The 16,422-nt window shown below is 72.4% G+C and carries 11 protein-coding genes and 1 tRNA gene; 9 read left to right on the top strand and 3 right to left on the bottom strand.

Going from position 1 to position 16,422, the window contains the following annotated elements; all coding sequences use genetic code 11:
• Positions 1 to 125 precede the first annotated feature (125 nt).
• Positions 126 to 2,849 carry a penicillin acylase family protein gene (locus AZE13_RS19520; RefSeq protein WP_066933211.1) on the top strand — a complete coding sequence of 908 codons (2,724 nt, stop codon included), beginning with the start codon at positions 126 to 128 and terminating at the stop codon, positions 2,847 to 2,849.
• A 137-nt stretch (positions 2,850 to 2,986) separates the two neighbouring features.
• Here the strand turns inward: AZE13_RS19520 and AZE13_RS19515 are convergent, their stop codons facing one another.
• Positions 2,987 to 3,562 carry a 5-formyltetrahydrofolate cyclo-ligase gene (locus AZE13_RS19515; RefSeq protein WP_066933208.1) on the bottom strand — a complete coding sequence of 192 codons (576 nt, stop codon included), beginning with the start codon at positions 3,560 to 3,562 and terminating at the stop codon, positions 2,987 to 2,989.
• A 167-nt stretch (positions 3,563 to 3,729) separates the two neighbouring features.
• On the opposite strand from AZE13_RS19515, the gene galU reads away from it, so the two are divergent.
• From galU to AZE13_RS39055, 8 genes are all read left to right on the top strand, one after another.
• Entirely contained in the window at positions 3,730 to 4,632 is a 903-nt protein-coding gene (gene galU, locus AZE13_RS19510) for a UTP--glucose-1-phosphate uridylyltransferase GalU (protein ID WP_066933426.1), read from the top strand.
• 3 nt (positions 4,633 to 4,635) lie between these two features.
• Positions 4,636 to 5,940: a gephyrin-like molybdotransferase Glp gene (glp, locus tag AZE13_RS19505; RefSeq protein ID WP_066933205.1), complete on the top strand. Its 1,305-nt coding sequence runs from the start codon at positions 4,636 to 4,638 to the stop codon at positions 5,938 to 5,940.
• 158 nt (positions 5,941 to 6,098) lie between these two features.
• A complete protein-coding gene (moaC, locus tag AZE13_RS19500; protein WP_258527875.1) occupies positions 6,099 to 6,653 on the top strand; it encodes a cyclic pyranopterin monophosphate synthase MoaC in 555 nt (184 codons plus the stop codon).
• Positions 6,650 to 7,153 carry a molybdenum cofactor biosynthesis protein B gene (locus AZE13_RS19495; protein WP_066933202.1) on the top strand — a complete coding sequence of 168 codons (504 nt, stop codon included), beginning with the start codon at positions 6,650 to 6,652 and terminating at the stop codon, positions 7,151 to 7,153. Before moaC ends, AZE13_RS19495 begins: the two co-directional genes overlap by 4 nt.
• Before the next feature lie 14 nt (positions 7,154 to 7,167).
• Positions 7,168 to 7,782 (top strand): GNAT family N-acetyltransferase, encoded by a 615-nt coding sequence (locus AZE13_RS19490; protein WP_066933199.1) that lies wholly within the window; start codon positions 7,168 to 7,170, stop codon positions 7,780 to 7,782.
• A gap of 152 nt (positions 7,783 to 7,934) precedes the next feature.
• Positions 7,935 to 8,987, top strand: coding sequence for a hypothetical protein (locus AZE13_RS19485; protein ID WP_066933197.1), 1,053 nt, complete (start codon positions 7,935 to 7,937; stop codon positions 8,985 to 8,987).
• 124 nt (positions 8,988 to 9,111) lie between these two features.
• A tRNA-Ala gene (locus AZE13_RS19480) sits at positions 9,112 to 9,184 on the top strand.
• 430 nt (positions 9,185 to 9,614) lie between these two features.
• A complete protein-coding gene (locus AZE13_RS39055; protein ID WP_066933194.1) occupies positions 9,615 to 12,113 on the top strand; it encodes a tetratricopeptide repeat protein in 2,499 nt (832 codons plus the stop codon).
• 2,114 nt (positions 12,114 to 14,227) lie between these two features.
• Here the strand turns inward: AZE13_RS39055 and AZE13_RS19460 are convergent.
• Both AZE13_RS19460 and AZE13_RS19455 read right to left on the bottom strand, forming a co-directional pair.
• Positions 14,228 to 14,845, bottom strand: a complete 618-nt coding sequence (locus AZE13_RS19460) for a M23 family metallopeptidase (protein ID WP_066933185.1) — start codon at positions 14,843 to 14,845, stop codon at positions 14,228 to 14,230.
• 164 nt (positions 14,846 to 15,009) lie between these two features.
• Positions 15,010 to 16,374 carry a glycosyltransferase gene (locus tag AZE13_RS19455; protein ID WP_066933182.1) on the bottom strand — a complete coding sequence of 455 codons (1,365 nt, stop codon included), beginning with the start codon at positions 16,372 to 16,374 and terminating at the stop codon, positions 15,010 to 15,012.
• Positions 16,375 to 16,422 lie beyond the last annotated feature (48 nt).

The following is a 16,422-nucleotide window of genomic DNA, read 5'->3' as shown; positions in this document are numbered from 1 at the left end:
CTGAGACTAACAATTTACCATTGCTTGAAAGTTGGATGTGCTGGCGGTGACTCCGCGTAGGGGTCGGCAAACCCGTGCGCCTATGGTTGCTCCAGCACTCCCACCCTGCCCCTCGAAGGACAGAGATGCCCGCCAACAAGTCCGGACCGGTTCCCAGGAAGAAGGGGCGCCGCGGCCGCCTCGTAGCCATCACCGTCGCGCTGCTGCTCGTGGCGGGTGTCGGCCTGGGCGCGTTCTGGGGAGTCAGCACCGCCCGCGCCTCCTTCCCGCAGACCACCGGCTCGCTCAAGCTCCCGGGCCTGAGCAACCCGGTGGACGTGGTGCGCGACGCCAACGGCATCCCGCAGATCTACGCCGACACCGACGAGGACCTCTTCCGCGCCCAGGGCTACGTCCAGGCCCAGGACCGCTTCTGGGAGATGGACGTCCGGCGCCATATGACCGCCGGCCGGCTCTCGGAGATGTTCGGCAAGAGCCAGGTCAAGACGGACTCCTTCCTGCGCACCCTCGGCTGGCACCGCGTGGCGCAGCAGGAGTACGACACCAAGCTGTCGCCCGGCACCAAGAAGTACCTCCAGGCCTACTCGGCCGGTGTCAACGCCTACCTCAAGGACCACGAGGGCTCGGAGCTGTCCCTGGAGTACGCGGCGCTGAACCTGGAGAACGACTACAAGCCGGAGCAGTGGACGCCGGTCGACTCGGTGGCCTGGCTCAAGGCGATGGCCTGGGACCTGCGCGGCAATATGCAGCAGGAGATCGACCGCTCCCTGATGACCAGCCGCTTCACGCCGGAGCAGATCGCGGAGCTCTACCCGGCGTACCCGTACAAGCGGAACCGGCCGATCGTCGACGGCGGCACCGTCGACCCGGCCGGCAAGGAGTTCACGCCCAAGAAGTCGTCCGGCGCGACGGCGCCCGCGGGCGCCCCCGGTGCGATCGGCGGAGTGCAGGCACAGCTGTCCGCGCTGTCCAAGACCCTCGGGGAGGTCCCGGCGCTGCTCGGCCCCAACGGCAACGGCATCGGCTCCAACTCCTGGGTCGTCTCCGGCGCGCACACCACCACCGGCAAGCCGCTGCTCGCCAACGACCCGCACCTGGCCCCGCAGATGCCCTCGCTCTGGTACCAGATGGGCCTGCACTGCCGTACCACCGGCCCCAAGTGCGGCTACGACGTCTCCGGCTTCACCTTCTCCGGTATGCCGGGCGTCATCATCGGTCACAACAAGGACATCTCCTGGGGCATGACCAACCTGGGTGCCGACGTCACCGACCTCTACCTGGAGAAGCTCAGCGCCAACGGGTACCTCTACGACGGCAAGCAGCGCCCCTTCACCACGCGCAAGGAGACGATCAAGGTCGCCGGCGGTGAGAGCCGTACGATCACCGTCCGCGCCACCGCGAACGGGCCGATCGTCTCCGACCGCGACCACGAGCTCGGCGACGTCGGCAAGAACGCGCCGGTCGGCAACGCCGCACCGGACCGCGGCGACGGCTACGCGGTGTCCCTGCGCTGGACCGCGCTGGACCCCGGCCGGTCCATGGACGCCGTCTTCGAGCTCAACCGCGCCGCGGACTGGACGAGCTTCCGCAAGGCCGCCGAGCACTTCGAGGTGCCCTCCCAGAACCTGATCTACGCCGACACCAAGGGCAACATCGGCTACCAGGCGCCCGGCCGGATCCCGGTCCGCGGCAAGGGCGACGGCCACTTCGACGGCACCTACCCGGCGCCCGGCTGGGACCCGCGCTACCAGTGGAAGGGCTCCATCCCGCAGAACGCCCTGCCGTACGAGTACAACCCCGAGCGCGGCTACATCGTCACCGCCAACCAGGCCGTCACCGACGAGAAGTACCCGTACCTGATCACCAAGGACTGGGGCTACGGCTCCCGCAGCCAGCGGATCAACGACCTGATCCAGTCGAAGATCAAGGACGGCGGCAAGGTCTCCACGGACGACATGCAGACCTTCCAGAAGGACAACAGCAGCGAGATCGCCCGGCTGCTGACGCCCTACCTGATGAAGATCGACATCAAGGACCCCTACGTCCGCGAGGCCCAGCAGCTGCTGGAGGGCTGGGACTTCACCCAGGAGCCCGACTCCGCCGCGGCCGCGTACTTCAACGCGGTCTGGCGCAACACCCTCCAGCTGGCCTTCGGCGACAAGATGCCCAAGGAGCTGCGGGTCAAGGGCGAGTGCCTCACGGTCCGGCCGGCCGACGAGACCGGCCCCGCCGACGAGAACGACAAGTACGTCCGCGAGTGCGGCGAGCGGGCCGGCGACACCGCCCAGCCCGACGGCGGCGACCGCTGGTACGAGGTCGTCCGGAACATCCTCGACGACCCCGGCAACGCCTGGTGGAAGACCGAGGACCGGCCCGGCAGCCCCGGCGACAAGAACCGCGACCAGCTCCTCGCGCACGCCATGAAGGACGCCCGCTACGAGCTGACCTCCAAGCTGGGCAAGAACATCGACAACTGGAGCTGGGGCCGGCTGCACCAGCTGTTCCTGAACAACCAGACCCTGGGCACGGACGGGCCCGGCATACTGCAGGGTCTGTTCAACCGGGGTCCGTGGAACCTCGGCGGCGGTGAGGCCGCGGTCGACGCCACCGGCTGGAACGCGGCCGGCGGCTACAAGGTCACCTGGGTGCCGTCGATGCGGATGGTCGTCAACCTCGCCGACCTCGACAAGTCCCGCTGGATCAACCTCACGGGCGCGTCCGGGCACGCGTACCACGCCCACTACAGCGACCAGACCGACAAGTGGGCCAAGGGCGAGCTGCTGGGCTGGGCGTTCAGCGAGCAGGCCGTCAAGAAGAACGGCAAGGACACGCTGACGCTGTCGCCGTAGTGCGGTAGCGCTGCCGCACCGCACCCGCAGGTGATGCCATCGGGCCGGCCGGAGACCTTCCGGCCGGCCCGACGGCGTTGTCCCTCCCCCCCCCCGGTTCTCCGTCGATCTCCCCGATCTCCGTCGGTCTCCGTGGATCAGCCGCCCGGCCGGTGCCGGAAGCGGTGCACCGCCGACGGCGTCACCGCGGCGTGGACGGGCCGGTCGTGCGGCTCGGCCGGCACCTCCGCCAGCAGCTCCGCGTCGTACAGCAGCACCACCAGCGACGTGCTGGCGCCGCTCTGCGCCAGCCGCTCCAGCACCCGGTCGTACGAGCCGCCGCCGCGCCCCAGCCGCAGCCCGCCGCGGTCCACCGCCAGCCCCGGCAGCAGCACCACATCCGCCGCGGTGACCGCCTGCGGCGTCAGCCGCTCCCCGGCGGGCTCCAACAGCCCCCAGCCGGCGCGTACGAGGCGGTCGGCGCCTTCGTAGAGCGCCCAGTCCAGATCGTTGTCCGGCAGCAGCACCGGCAGCAGCACCCGCACCCCGGCCGCGCGCAGCCGGTCCAGCAGCGCCCGGGTGGACGGCTCACCGCCGATGGACACATACGCGGCGACCGTCGGGGGAGTGTCCGGGCGCGTGCCCGGGGGAGCGGTGTACGGAGCCAGCTCCTCCAGATCCAGCACCCGCCGGGCCAGCGCCTCCCCCGCCGCCGCGACGACATCCGGCGGCAACGATCTCCTCACCTCCAGGAGATCCCGCCGCAACCTGCGCTTTCTTTCGTGTGCGATGCTCACTTCGGGCCCTGCTCCCGCTCTGTTGTCACGGCCTGACCGCGGCCTGATCGCGGCCTGACGGAACCCCCATCATCGTTCCGAGAGCGCCGGTTAGGGTGTCGCGCATGACCCCATCGCACGCACGGATCAGCAAGGCTGTCATCCCGGCAGCCGGCCTCGGCACCAGGTTCCTGCCTGCCACCAAGGCCACGCCCAAGGAGATGCTCCCCGTCGTCGACAAGCCCGCCATCCAGTACGTGGTGGAGGAGGCGGCCGCCGCCGGACTCTCCGACGTCCTGATGGTGACCGGCCGCAACAAGCGCCCCCTAGAGGACCACTTCGACCGCAACTACGAACTCGAAGAGGCCCTGCACCGCAAGGGCGACGACACCCGCCTCGCCAAGGTGGAGGAGTCCAGCGATCTGGCGACCATCCACTACGTGCGCCAGGGCAACCCCAAGGGCCTGGGCCATGCCATCCTGTGCGCCGCGCCCCACGTGGGCGACCAGCCGTTCGCGGTCCTCCTCGGCGACGACCTGATCGACCCCCGGGACCCGCTCCTCCAGCGCATGATCGAGGTCCAGGAGCAGTACGGCGGTTCCGTCATCGCCCTCATGGAGGTCGACCCGGCGCAGATCCACCTCTACGGCTGCGCGGCCGCCCTCCCCACCGGTGACGACGATGTGGTCGAGGTCTCCGACCTGGTCGAGAAGCCCGACCCGGCCGAGGCCCCCAGCAACCTCGCCATCATCGGCCGCTACATCCTCCCCCCGGCCGTCTTCGACGTGCTCCGCAAGACCGAGCCGGGCCGGGGCGGCGAGATCCAGATCACCGACGCCCTGCACTCCCTGGCCGCCGACCCCTCCCTGGGCGGCCCGGTGCACGGCGTGGTCTTCAAGGGCCGCCGTTACGACACCGGCGACCGTGGTGATTATCTGCGTGCCATTGTCAGACTGGCATGCGAACGTGAGGACCTGGGCCCGGACTTCCGGGCCTGGCTGCGCAGTTACGTCACCGAGGAGATGTAGACGTTGAACGACGCCACCGGCCGGGCCGGCCACCAGGACCGCGTCTGGTCGGTGGCCGAGCACCTCGACGACGTACTGTCCACGGTCGCCCCCCTGGAGCCGATCGAACTGCCCCTCCTCGAGGCCCAGGGCTGCGCCCTGGTCGAGGAGATCACGGTCGCCGTCGCGCTGCCGCCCTTCGACAACAGCTCCATGGACGGCTACGCCGTCCGGGTGGCCGATGTGGCGGCCGCGACCGAGGCCTCCCCCGTCACCCTCACCGTCCTCGGCGATGTCGCGGCCGGCAGCGGCGAGCTGCCCGAGGTCGGCCCCGGCCAGGCCGCCCGGATCATGACCGGCGCCCCCGTCCCGCCCGGCGCCGAGGCGGTCGTCCCCGTCGAATGGACCGACGGCGGTACGGGCCGGGGGCCGGCCGCCGCGATGCGTGCCCACAGCGCCGCGCCCCAGGACGCCGGCGGCCGGGTACGCGTCCACCGCCCGGCCGCCGCCGGCGCCCACATCCGCGCCCGCGGCAGCGATGTCCACGAGGGCGAGCGGGCCCTCACCGCCGGCACGGTCCTCGGCCCCTCCCAGATCGGCCTGCTCGCCGCCCTCGGCCGCGGCACGGTCCGGGTGCGCCCCCGTCCCCGGGTCGTGGTGATGTCCACCGGCAGCGAACTGGTCCAGCCCGGCGAGGCGTTGGGCCCCGGCCAGATCCACGACTCCAACAGCTTCCAGCTGACCGCCGCGGCCCGCGCCGCCGGCGCCATCGCCTACCGGGTCGGCGCGGTCGCCGACGACGCCGAGATCCTCCGCGCCACGCTGGAGGACCAGTTCGCCCGGGCCGACGTCCTGGTCACCAGCGGCGGCGTCAGCGTCGGCGCGTACGACGTCGTCAAGGAGACCCTCGCCGCCGAGGGCCGGGTCGCGTTCCGCAGGCTCGCCATGCAGCCCGGCAAGCCCCAGGGCTTCGGCCTGGTCGGGCCCGACCGCATCCCGCTGCTCGCGCTGCCCGGGAACCCCGTCAGCTCGTACGTCTCCTTCGAGCTGTTCGTCCGCCCCGTCATCCGCGCCCTGATGGGCCTGCCGGACGTCCACCGCCCAACCGCCCCCGCCCGGCTCACCGCCGCCATCGCCTCCTCGCCCCCGGGCAAGCGGCAGTTCCTGCGCGGCTCGTACGACCCCGCCGCCGGCACGGTCACCCCGGTCGGCGGCGCCGGCTCCCACCTGATCACGGCCATGGCACAGGCCGACGCCCTGATCGTTGTCCCCGAGGACACCACCGACATTCCCCCGGGCGAAACCGTCGACGTCCTCCCGCTCGGCTAGGGACTTCATCGGCCAGGGGCTTCATCGGCCAGGCTTCATAGGCCAGGGACTTCAGAAGAAACGGGCCGCGGACTGCGCACCAGTGCACCCGCCGGGTGGCCCGGGGCCGCCGGGGGTACGGTGTCGTCCCACAGGCGGCAGTTTCGACCGGGAGAACGATGAGCAGCGGCCAGCAGCACCTCACCCATCTCGACGCGGCGGGCGCGGCCCGGATGGTCGACGTCTCGGCGAAGGACGTCACCGCCCGAACCGCCCGAGCCCGTGGCCGGGTCCTGGTATCGCCGCAGGTCATCGCGTTGCTGCGGGGTGACGGCCTGCCCAAGGGCGACGCCCTGGCCACCGCCCGGATCGCCGGCATCATGGGCGCCAAGCGCACCCCCGAACTGATCCCGCTCTGCCACCCGCTCGCCGTCTCCGGCGTCACGGTCGACCTCGCCGTCACCGACGAGGCCGTCGAGATCACCGCGACGGTCCGGACCACCGACCGCACCGGCGTCGAAATGGAGGCGCTGACCGCGGTCTCGGTCGCCGCCCTCACCGTCGTCGACATGGTCAAGGCCGTCGACAAGGCCGCGGTGATCTCCGATGTGCGCGTCGAGGAGAAGACCGGCGGCAAGTCCGGCGACTGGCAGCGGCCGGACCAGAGCCGGCCGGACCAGAGCCTGGACCAGAGCCGGCCGGGCGGGAGCGGGTCGGGCGGGAGCCGGTCATGAGCGAGGCCCGGGCCCTGGTCGTCACCGCCTCCAACCGCGCCGCGGCCGGCGTCTACCCGGACAAGGGCGGCCCGCTGCTCGCGGAGGGCCTCACGGCCCTGGGCTTCGAGGTCGACGGCCCCCAGGTCGTCCCGGACGGCGACCCCGTGGAAGCCGCCCTCCGCCAGGCCGTCGGCTCCGGCCACTACGCCGTCATCCTCACCACCGGCGGTACCGGCCTCTCGCCCACCGACCGCACCCCCGAGGCCACCCGCCGCCTCCTGGACTACGAGATCCCGGGCATCGCCGAGGCGATCCGCGCCGAGGGACTGGCCAAGGTCCCCACCGCCGCCCTCTCCCGCGGCCTGGCCGGCGTCGCCGGTACGACTCTGATCATCAACCTCCCCGGCTCCAGCGGCGGCGTCCGCGACGGCCTCGCGGTCCTCGGACGACTGCTGGTCCACGCGGTCGACCAGGTCCGCGGCGGCGACCATCCCCGCCCCTCCGGGAGCCCGAGCTGAACGCGCCCTGGCCGGTGGTCCTGACGGACGGTGAGGTCACCCTCCGCCCGATAAAGCTGCGCGACCAGCGGGCCTGGCTCGAGGTCAACCGCCGCAACCGCGACTGGCTGCGCCCGTGGGAAGCCACCGTCCCGCCGCCCCCGCCCGGCCTCGTCCCGCCGCACCGCCCGACGTACCGCCAGATGGTCCGCCATCTGCGCGCCGAGGCACACGCCGGCCGGATGCTCCCCTTCGTCGTCGAATTCCGGGGCCGGCTCGCCGGACAACTGACGGTCGCCGGTATCACCTGGGGCTCCATGTGTTCCGGCCATATCGGTTACTGGGTCGACCGGGAAGTGGCCGGCCGTGGCGTCATCCCGACGGCCGTCGCGCTCGCCGTCGACCACTGCTTCCGTACCGTCGGTCTCCACCGCATCGAAGTCTGCATTCGGCCGGAAAACACCCCCAGTCGCCGAGTGGTCGAAAAACTGGGCTTCCGCGAAGAAGGCATCCGCCCCCGCTACCTGCACATCGACGGCGCCTGGCGTGACCACGCGGTTTTCGCGCTCACCGCGGAAGAGGTGCCCGAGGGGCTGCTCAGCCGCTGGCACCGAGAGAAACCCACCGCCCCGGGCACACCCCACAAATAAAATAAACGTTCGAATAAATCCCCCCAATTGGCCGACCTGGCGGGGATGCGGATCTCTACCATCACAAAAAAGTTCGAGATATCAGCCAGATCGTGCGACACACCGGCCCAATTGGCGGATGGCCCCACGCAAACCCCTCTACCGTGTGAGTTGTGAGAAGCAGCGGCCTCATCTATGCAGTCATCGTCGGGGCCTGGGCCGCCTACTTGGTGCCGATGTGGCTCCGTAGGCAGGACGAGCTCAATGAGGCCCGTCCGACCGAGCGCTTCAGCACGGCCATCCGGCTGCTGTCCGGACGCGCGGCCATGCAGCGCCGTTACGACAAGGCGCACGGGGGCTACCCCACCGACGATGCGAGCGCGGATCTCCCCGCACCGGAGCCGGGCGCCCCGGCCGACGAGGCCGCCGCCGGGCCCTTCGGCGACCCCGCCCCCGTGGACGGTTCCGAAGCGCCCACCCGGGTGCAGCCCGCCCCGCCGCGCCCCTCGCTCTCCGAACGCGCCAAGCGCGCCAAGGTCCTCGCCCGCCGCCGGCGCACCATCACCGTCCTCTTCCTCACCTTCACCGCCGGCGCCGTCGTCGCCGCCGTCGGCGGCTTCCCCTTCCTCTGGGCGCCCGCCCTCCCCGCCCTGCTCCTGACCGCGTACATCATGTATCTGCGTGCCCAGGAGCGCCGCCGCTTCACCTTCACCATGGACCAGCGCAGGGCGGAGGCGGCGGCCCAGCGACTGCGGGAAGGCCGGCACCGCCCCCGGCAGGCGGCCGACCAGCCGCCCGTCGACGCCCACCCGGCCGACGCCCGCGCCGACACCCCTGCGGCCCCGGCCCCGGAACCACCCCGCGCCGCCACTCCCTCTCCCGCCGCCGGCCGCCGCGCCGTCGTCGAGGAGACCGATCACGCCGAGTGGGTCGACCAGCAGCGCGAGCGCCCCCGCCCCGCCGCGGGCAGCTGGGAGCCCGTTCCGGTCCCCCTCCCCACCTACGTCACCGCCCCGGTCGCGCCGCGCGCCACCAGCCACGTCGACCTGGACGCCGACGACGCCTGGAGCTCTGCCCGGTCCAGCGCCGCCCCCGACCGCCCCCAGTCCCAGCCCAAGCCCCAGGTCAAGCCGCAGGCCGACGCCCCCGCCCGCCGCCCGCGCGGGCGCACCCCCCTCTTCGACCAGTACGAGGACGAGGACCGCCCCCGCGCCGCCAACGAGTGACCCACCTCGCACCACCCCGCGCCAGCCCCCTCCGCGGCCACCCCGCCCCACCGGCTCCCCTGACCGGCACCGGAAGCGATTTCCGAGCACCGCGACCGGGATGCTAGAGTTTCACTCGTCGCAAGGGCCTGTGGCGCAGCTGGTAGCGCACCTCGTTCGCAACGAGGGGGTCAGGGGTTCGAGTCCCCTCAGGTCCACAGCACGTCAAAGCCCCCACCGGGAAGATCCGGTGGGGGCTTTTTCGCGCTGTACAGCAGCGAAGCGCGGTAGCGAAGTACAGCAATGAAGCGCGGCGACGAAGCGGCGCACGCTTCTGCGGCTCTGAGATCAACCAGCGCCTGTTCCGCGCTCTCCTCTTCTCTCCCCAGTTCCGCTCTTCCGGGTAGTGGCTGTGGCGGAGGTCCCGCGTGGTGTTGTCGCTACGGGCGGGAGCGGGCGGCTCGATATCGTTGGCGGATCCGCGAGTTGGGGGTGGCAGTGGACGGGTTCGGGTCGCTGGTGTTGTCGGCCGTCAGCACGGTGAGTTCGGGGGCCCTTTCGGGGGCCGGTGGGGAGGTGGCGCGGCGGAGTTCGGAGGCGCTGTTCGGGTTTCTGCGGCGGGCGCGGCAGGAGCATACGCCGGAGGGTATGCCGGAGGGGGAGGGCGAAGCGGCGGGCCCGGAAGGCGACGGGAGCGGGAGCGGAATCGGGCGGATCGCGTTGCCGGTCAGTGAGGGGGAACGGCGGGCGGCGGTCGCCCAGCTGTGGGAGGTGGCCGCCAGGTCGCCGGAGTTCGCCCGTGAGGTACTGGCGTGGGCGCGGGAAGCCCAGTGGCTGGCGCCACGCGCTGTTCCCGCGGTGGCGCACGGCGCCTCCCGGCCGCAGATGCTGCTGCCGGCGAGCGGGACGTTCACCGACCGCACGACCGTGCTGGACGAGATCACTCGGTTCGTGGACGGGGCGTGCCGGACCGAGGGCGCGCCCGCGGTGGTCTTTCTCAGCGGGCCCGGCGGCATCGGCAAGAGCGCCACCGCCACGCATTGCGCGCATCAGCTCAAGGGGCGCTACCCGGACGGCCAGCTCTATGCGAATCTCGCGGGCGCGTCCGGGGCGAACGCGTTGCGGCCGACCGATGTGCTGGTCCGGTTCCTGGACCGGCTCGGGGTCGCGCCGGAACGGATGCCGGCCGATGAGGAGCGCCAGAGCGAGCTGTACCGCGACTGCCTGGCGGACCGGCGGATGCTCGTCGTGCTGGACAACGCGAGTTCCGAGGCGCAGGTCGAGCCGCTGCTGCCGGCCTCGTCGGGCTGTCTCGTCATCGTCACCAGCCGGCTGCGGCTGGGGCGGCTGGCAGCCGAGCGAGGGGCGCTGGCCCGCACCCTCCCGCCGCTCTCCCCGGCGGACTCGGTGCGGCTGCTCACCCGGATCGTGGGGGACGCCCGCGTGGCCGGGCGGGAGGCCGGCGCGCTGGCCGTCGCCGAGCACTGCGCCGGGATCCCGCTCGCACTGTGCGCCACCGGAAGTCAGCTCGCCGAACGGGAGCATCTGACGTGGGAGTCGATGGTGCGACGGCTGACCGGTTCCGGTTCCGGTTCCGGTTCCGGCCTTGGCCTCGGTCCCGGCCCCGGTTCCGAGTCCGGTTCCGGTTCCGCGGTCTCGGCCGACAGGCATGAGGGGGAGGTCGGTTGGGTGCGTGAGCCGGAGGAGCGGACGCCGAGGGATGTGGTGCGTCGGGCCTATGACATCGGCTACCAGGGGCTGAGGCCGCCGGCTGCCAGGCTCTACCGGCTGGCGGCGGTCTGGGCGTGGCCGAGCCTCAGCGTCGGGATGGCGGCCAAGGCCGTCGGCGTCGAGGAGGACGAGGCGCGCCTGCTGCTGGAGGAGCTGGCGCGGGTGCATCTGCTCGAAGAGATCGACGAGGAGCGCTACCGCTACCACGACCTCGTACGCGAACACGCCCGGCAGCTGGCCGCGGCCGAGGACCGGCATACGGATCTGGCGAACGCGGTCCGGCGTATCGTCGGCTGGCTGCTGAGGCGGGCGGCGGCGGCCGACTTCCGCGTGCTGCCGCAGCGTTGGCGGCTCGGCCGCGCGTACCGCGAGCTGAACGGGCCGACGGAGAACGGGCCGACGGAGAGCGGGCCCGAGGACGGCCGGGCCGCGCTGGCGGAACTGCGGCGGGAGCGCGAGAACCTCGCCGCCGCCGTGCGTGCCGCCGATCACTACGGCTTCGACGAGCTGGTCTGGCAGCTGTGCGAGGCGATGTGGGGGCTGCATCTGCGCCTCGGCTTCCACGAGCAGTGGATCGAAACGCACCTGCTGGGGGTCGAGGCCGCGCGGCGACAGGCCGCCGAGTTCGGCGATCCGCGGGCGGAGGGACGGATGTTGGTCCAGCTCGCCTTCGCCTACATGGGCGCGCGCCGGGCCGAAGCCGCCGGCGAGGCCCTGGGGCAGGCCGTGGCGGCCGAGGAGCGGGCCCGGCACCACCGGGGCCAGGCCAGCGCGGTGGAAGCCCTCGGGCTGCTGCGGTTGAAGATGTGGGATTGGGACGGTGCCGAGCCGTGTTTCGAGGAGGCGCGGCGGGTTCTGGGGCGTATCGGGCCGGGAGAGGAGGGCGCGCAGGACGTACCGCGCGCACTGGCGCTGCTGGAACACCACATCGGCCGGGCCCAGCGCGGGCAGCGGCGTCACGCGGACGCCGTCCGGCGGCTCCATGGCGCACTCGCCCGGTTCCGGGCCCTGGACGGCGGCGACCTCTACAACGAGGGCCGGGTGTACATGAGCCTGGGCGAGACGCACCTGGACGCCGGGGAGTACGAGCTGGCCCAGGTCTGTCTCGACCAGGCCATCGCCACGATGCGCAGCGTGGGCGCCGAACTCCAGCACGCCGACGCCGCGGAGCTACGGGCGCGGTGCGCCGGGGGGCTGGGCGACCCCGCCGGTGCGACGGCCGATCTGCGGACCGCCGCCGGGCTGTACGAGAAGGCCGGGGATTACGTTTCGCTCGCCCGGGTGCGGGACCGCCTCGGGGGGTCGGCGCCGGAGGCGGGGACCGATGCGGGGGCCGATGTAGGGGCGGGAGACGGAGAAGGGGCGGGAGAGGGAGAGGGAGGGGGAGAAGGAGAGGGAGTGGGAGAGGGGAGCTGAACGGGGGGATTGTCCAATGGGTCGAATGGTTCGACTGGTTCGACCGTGATGGGGTGGCGGGAGGTGCCGGTCACCACGGTGATGCCGGGTGCTGCCTCGGCGAGGGACTTGCCGCTGCTGAGCCAGGCGTGCAGCGCGGACGCGTAGGCCGCCGGATCGCAGAGATCGGTCCGGCCGCCGCCACGGGCCGGAGCCGCCGCGGCCAGCCGGACCAGCTGCCCGCTGCGAGTGCGTACGGTGCAGCGGTCCGGGCCGTCGATGTACGCGGCGAGTCGGCAGTACGGGTGCCGGATCAGGACCTCCGAGGTCCAGGCGGCGGGCGGCCCGACTCGCGGGTCCTCCGCGTCCGCGTACCGCAGGATCACATCGGCGATGCTCCGCCGGCCGGGCGCTCTGGTGTCCTCGTGCACCGCTATGTGCTGGGAATCGGCGGCCCCCTCCGCAGGCTCCTCGGACTCCTCGGACGCCTCGGGGAAGAACTCGGCATCGGTGTAGCGGGTGACCGCGACCTCTGGTGGGTCGCCGCTGAGCAGCCGTGCCAGCACCTGTACGGGCGCGGTGCGTTCGGCGGGCGCGTACGACGGCAGCGGCAGCGGCTCCAGGAGCGCCGGCCGGTTCTCGGGCTCCGGGATGCCGATGAGGCCGTAGAACAGGCGCCGCAGCCGACCGGCCGATTCGCCGGGTGACGAGCTGGTCTGGGCCGCCAGATGCGTATAGCGGCCCGGGGCGTGGCCGGTGATGGCCTGGTCGATCTGGTCGCGCAGACTGTCGCGTCGGCGGAGGTGCGGAGCGGTGCGGCCGAGGTCGGCGACGGGGGAATCAGGGTCGAGGGCGTGCTGCGGAAAGGCGCCGAGGAGGACGGGCACGCCGAGGGACGCCGCGTAGTAGGTGACGCTGCTGTGGTCGCCGAGGACGCAGTCTGCCGCGATGAGCGCCTGGCGCCAGCTCTCCAGCGGAGGGATCAGCGTCAGGCCGGCGCGGCGGGCTCGTTCCAGCCAGGCCCGGACCTGGCCGGGGCCGTGCCCGTACCAGATGTTGGGGTGCAGTACCGCCACCGTGCGGTACTCGTCGGCGGGTAGCTCGGCGGTGAGGCGGGGGAGGAGCCAGGGAAGCAGGTCGTCCCCGTTCCCGTCTCCGTCGCCGAACAGGGAGTGAGGCGACCAGGTGGAGCTGAGGACGATCAGGCGCTGTTCCGGAGTGACGCCCAGCGCGCGCCGGAAGCGCTCACGGTGGGGAAGGGCGTCGAGTATCCGGTCGTAGCAGGGGTCTCCGGCCAGCACGGCGGTCGGCGCGGCCTCGGGGCAGGCGGCCGTGAGCCGTTCGAGCTGTTCGGGGTGGGGACAGGACCGTGGCGGTCGCGAGCGGGCGTCCCTCGTGCAGGAGCCACTCCGGCGAGAGACCGAAGACCGGTCCGCTGTCTCGCTGTCTTGGTGTCCGGTGTCCGGTGTCCGGTGTCCGGTGTCCGGTGTCCGGTGTCCGGTGTCCGGTGTCCGGTGTCCGGTGTCCGGTGTCGCGAGCCTTTTATTGTATCCAACGCCGTGCGAGAGGACTGCCAACTTGCCTGGAAGAAGGTGGAGTTCACCGCCGTAACTGGCGGATATGACCAGGTCCACCGGTGTCTCCTTCGCCTGTTCCCAAGAGAGCACCGGCAGCCCGGTGGAGGCGAGGAGCTCGGGCACACCGGCCAGGAACGGCGAGGAACCCGTGCAGGTGATGAGCAGTTGCACACGGAGATCGGCATCGAACAGCGGCGCCACGTCCAGCAGCCGGGTCGCGGAGGTGACGTTGTGGACGACGAGCAGGACGCGTCGGCAGCCGGCACGGGTGGCCCAGCGCTCCGCATCCGCGCCGACAGGAACTCTGAGCCGCGCCACGTCCGCCACCCCGGTCACTCCTTCACCCCGGTCGTTCCTTCACCCCGGTCACTCCGCCGGACCGGTCACTCCGTTGCCCCGGTCACTTGGTCATCCCGGTCTCTCCGCCACTCCCGTGCCGTGCGGCGCCTCGTGGTGAGAGACCTGTGCCGCTCGTTGCGCGTGATGCTACCGGGACGGTGCCCGTGGCCGGATCCACGGCCGGATCCACGGCCGGATCCACGGCCGGACCCGACGGGCTCAGTCGTCGAGGAGGTGGGCCGGGAGCCGCACCCCGTGGTCGGCGAGGTAGGTGAGGGGGTCGATGTCCGAGCCGTAATGGCGCGTGGCGCGGACCTCGAAGTGGAGGTGGGGGCCGGTGGAGCGGCCGCTGGAGCCGCTGTAGCCGAGGCGGGTGCGGGCGCGGACCCGCTGGCCGGGATGGACGGTGATGCGGGAGAGGTGGGCGAAGAGGGTGTAGTGGCCGTCGTTCATCCGGACGGTGACGGCCTTTCCGTAGTCGCCTGCCTTATTGGTATGGACGACGGTGCCGGTACCGACGGATCTGACCCGAACCCCGGGGCGGACGGCGATGTCGACACCGGTGTGACGGCCGGCCTGCCAGTCGCCGGGGACGCCGTAGGGCACGCTGATGTGGTAGTGGGTCCAGGCCTTCAGCGGACGGGTCCAGGTGTCGGCGTCGGCGGGGGGCCACGGCTCGGCCGCGGCCGCGGGCTCGGCGGCGGGCGCGGCGCGGATGGCCTGAGGAACCGTCAGGACGAGGACCGAGCCCAGCGCCACCGGTGTGGTGACGCGCAGCAGCCAGCTGCGCAGCGGGGTGCGCGGGCGGCTCGGGGTGCTCTTACGGAACGTGGTCATAGTTGCGAGCCCACGCCTTGTGACGCGTGGCCACAACCCGGGGAGGGGTGGCGGGCCGCCGATCAGGTGGTTGGTCATATCGCGGGGTGCCGATCCGCGACGCCGGACGTCGGCGGGTGTGCCAGTACCTGTCGATACGTCAGGTACGCCCCTGAATCGACTGTTTACGCGTCGAGTGCTTGCTGGACTGCGTGGACGACCGCACCGGCGCCGTCCTCGGCGGCGAGGCGGCGGGCGGCAGCGGCGGCGTGGTCGCGGCGGGCGGGGGCGCCGGTGGCCTGGGTGAGGGCGTGGGCCAGGCGGGCGACCGCGCGGTCCGGGGGCAGCTCCTCGGTCAGCTCCTTGAAGGGGACCGGGGTGCTGGCGACGCCCAGGGAGGCCAGCCGGGCGGCCCAGAAGGGCTGGTCGGCGGCGACCGGTACCGGGACGGTCGGCACGCCTGCGCGCAGACCCGCCGCGGCGGTGCCGGCGCCGCAGTGGTGCACCACGGCGGACATGTGGGGGAAGAGCAGGGCGTGCGGCACCTCGCCGATGGTGAGGATGTCGTCCGTCGGGCTTGTGGCGAGCGTGCCGTCGTGTGGGCTCGTGGTGAGACCGGCCCAGCCGGACTGGAGGATGCCGCGGACCTTGGCGCGGCGCAGGGCCTGCACCGCCAGCGCGCTCAGGCGCTCACCGTCGCCGTTCGCCGCCATGCTGCCGAAGCCGATGAATACCGGGGGCGGCCCGGCAGCGAGGAAGTCCCGTATGACGGGAGGGAGTTCGGCGTCAGGGGCGTGCCAGGGCCACCAGTTCCCGACGACGGTCAGGGGGCTGGGCCAGTCCCCGGGGCGGGGGACCAGGACTTCGCTGAAGCCGTGCAGCACCGGTCGGCCCTCCGCTTCGGCGCGGCGGCGGACCGTACGCGGCGTGGCGGACGGCAGGCCGAGGCGGGCGCGCAGCTCGTGGGCCGCGTCCCGGTACAGGCGGTCGATGATACGGAGGGAGAGGCGGCCGGCGGCGCGGTTCCCCCAGCGGCCGAGGGAGCGGCCGCCGCTGACGATGGGGGCGAAATCGCCGGTGGGGGCGTTGGGTGTGAGGGGCAGCTCCAGGGCGGGGATGTCCATCGCCTCGGCCAGGTGTCGGCCGAGTGGGGCCGTGGTGGCGGAGAGCAGCAGAAGTTCGGCGCCGGTTCCGGTTCCGGCGCCCTGCTGTGCGGCGTCGGCGATTCCGTCGCCCAGTTCCTTGATGAAGGTGGCGGCCCGGCGCATCAGGGCGCGCTTGCCGGTCGGGGTGCCGCGCTCGGGCGATTCGGGGCCGGCGTGCTCGGCGTGGCCGGAGTGCTCGGCGTGCTCGGAGCGGTGGGTGTGGTGGGTGCGCGGGTCGGCCGGCAGTCGGCGGAATTCCAGGCCGGCGGCGCGTACGAGGGGCGCGTAGGTGTCGTGGGTGGCCAGCGCGACCTCGTGGCCGGCCGCACGGAGGCGGGCGCCGACGCCGGTGTACGGGGCGATGTCGCCGTACGAACCGGCGGCGGTGATCAGGATCTTTGTCATGGGTTTGTCAGTCCTTCGTCGTTCCCTGGCCGGCCGGCCGTCCAGCCC

This window comes from Streptomyces sp. NBRC 110611 (assembly GCF_001590865.1).
In the GTDB taxonomy this organism is placed as follows: domain Bacteria; phylum Actinomycetota; class Actinomycetes; order Streptomycetales; family Streptomycetaceae; genus Streptomyces.
This window is presented reverse-complemented; position numbering and strand designations above follow the sequence as displayed.

What these genes read in the sequence shown, in the direction of transcription:
- AZE13_RS19455 (WP_066933182.1), bottom strand. Translation starts at nt 16,374, where the DNA reads ATGACAAAGATCCTGATCACCGCCGCCGGTTCGTACGGCGACATCGCC.
- AZE13_RS19495 (WP_066933202.1), top strand. Translation starts at nt 6,650, where the DNA reads ATGAGCGAGGCCCGGGCCCTGGTCGTCACCGCCTCCAACCGCGCCGCG.
- AZE13_RS19460 (WP_066933185.1), bottom strand. Translation starts at nt 14,845, where the DNA reads ATGACCACGTTCCGTAAGAGCACCCCGAGCCGCCCGCGCACCCCGCTG.
- AZE13_RS39055 (WP_066933194.1), top strand. Translation starts at nt 9,615, where the DNA reads ATGCCGGAGGGGGAGGGCGAAGCGGCGGGCCCGGAAGGCGACGGGAGC.
- AZE13_RS19520 (WP_066933211.1), top strand. Translation starts at nt 126, where the DNA reads ATGCCCGCCAACAAGTCCGGACCGGTTCCCAGGAAGAAGGGGCGCCGC.
- moaC (WP_258527875.1), top strand. Translation starts at nt 6,099, where the DNA reads ATGAGCAGCGGCCAGCAGCACCTCACCCATCTCGACGCGGCGGGCGCG.
- galU (WP_066933426.1), top strand. Translation starts at nt 3,730, where the DNA reads ATGACCCCATCGCACGCACGGATCAGCAAGGCTGTCATCCCGGCAGCC.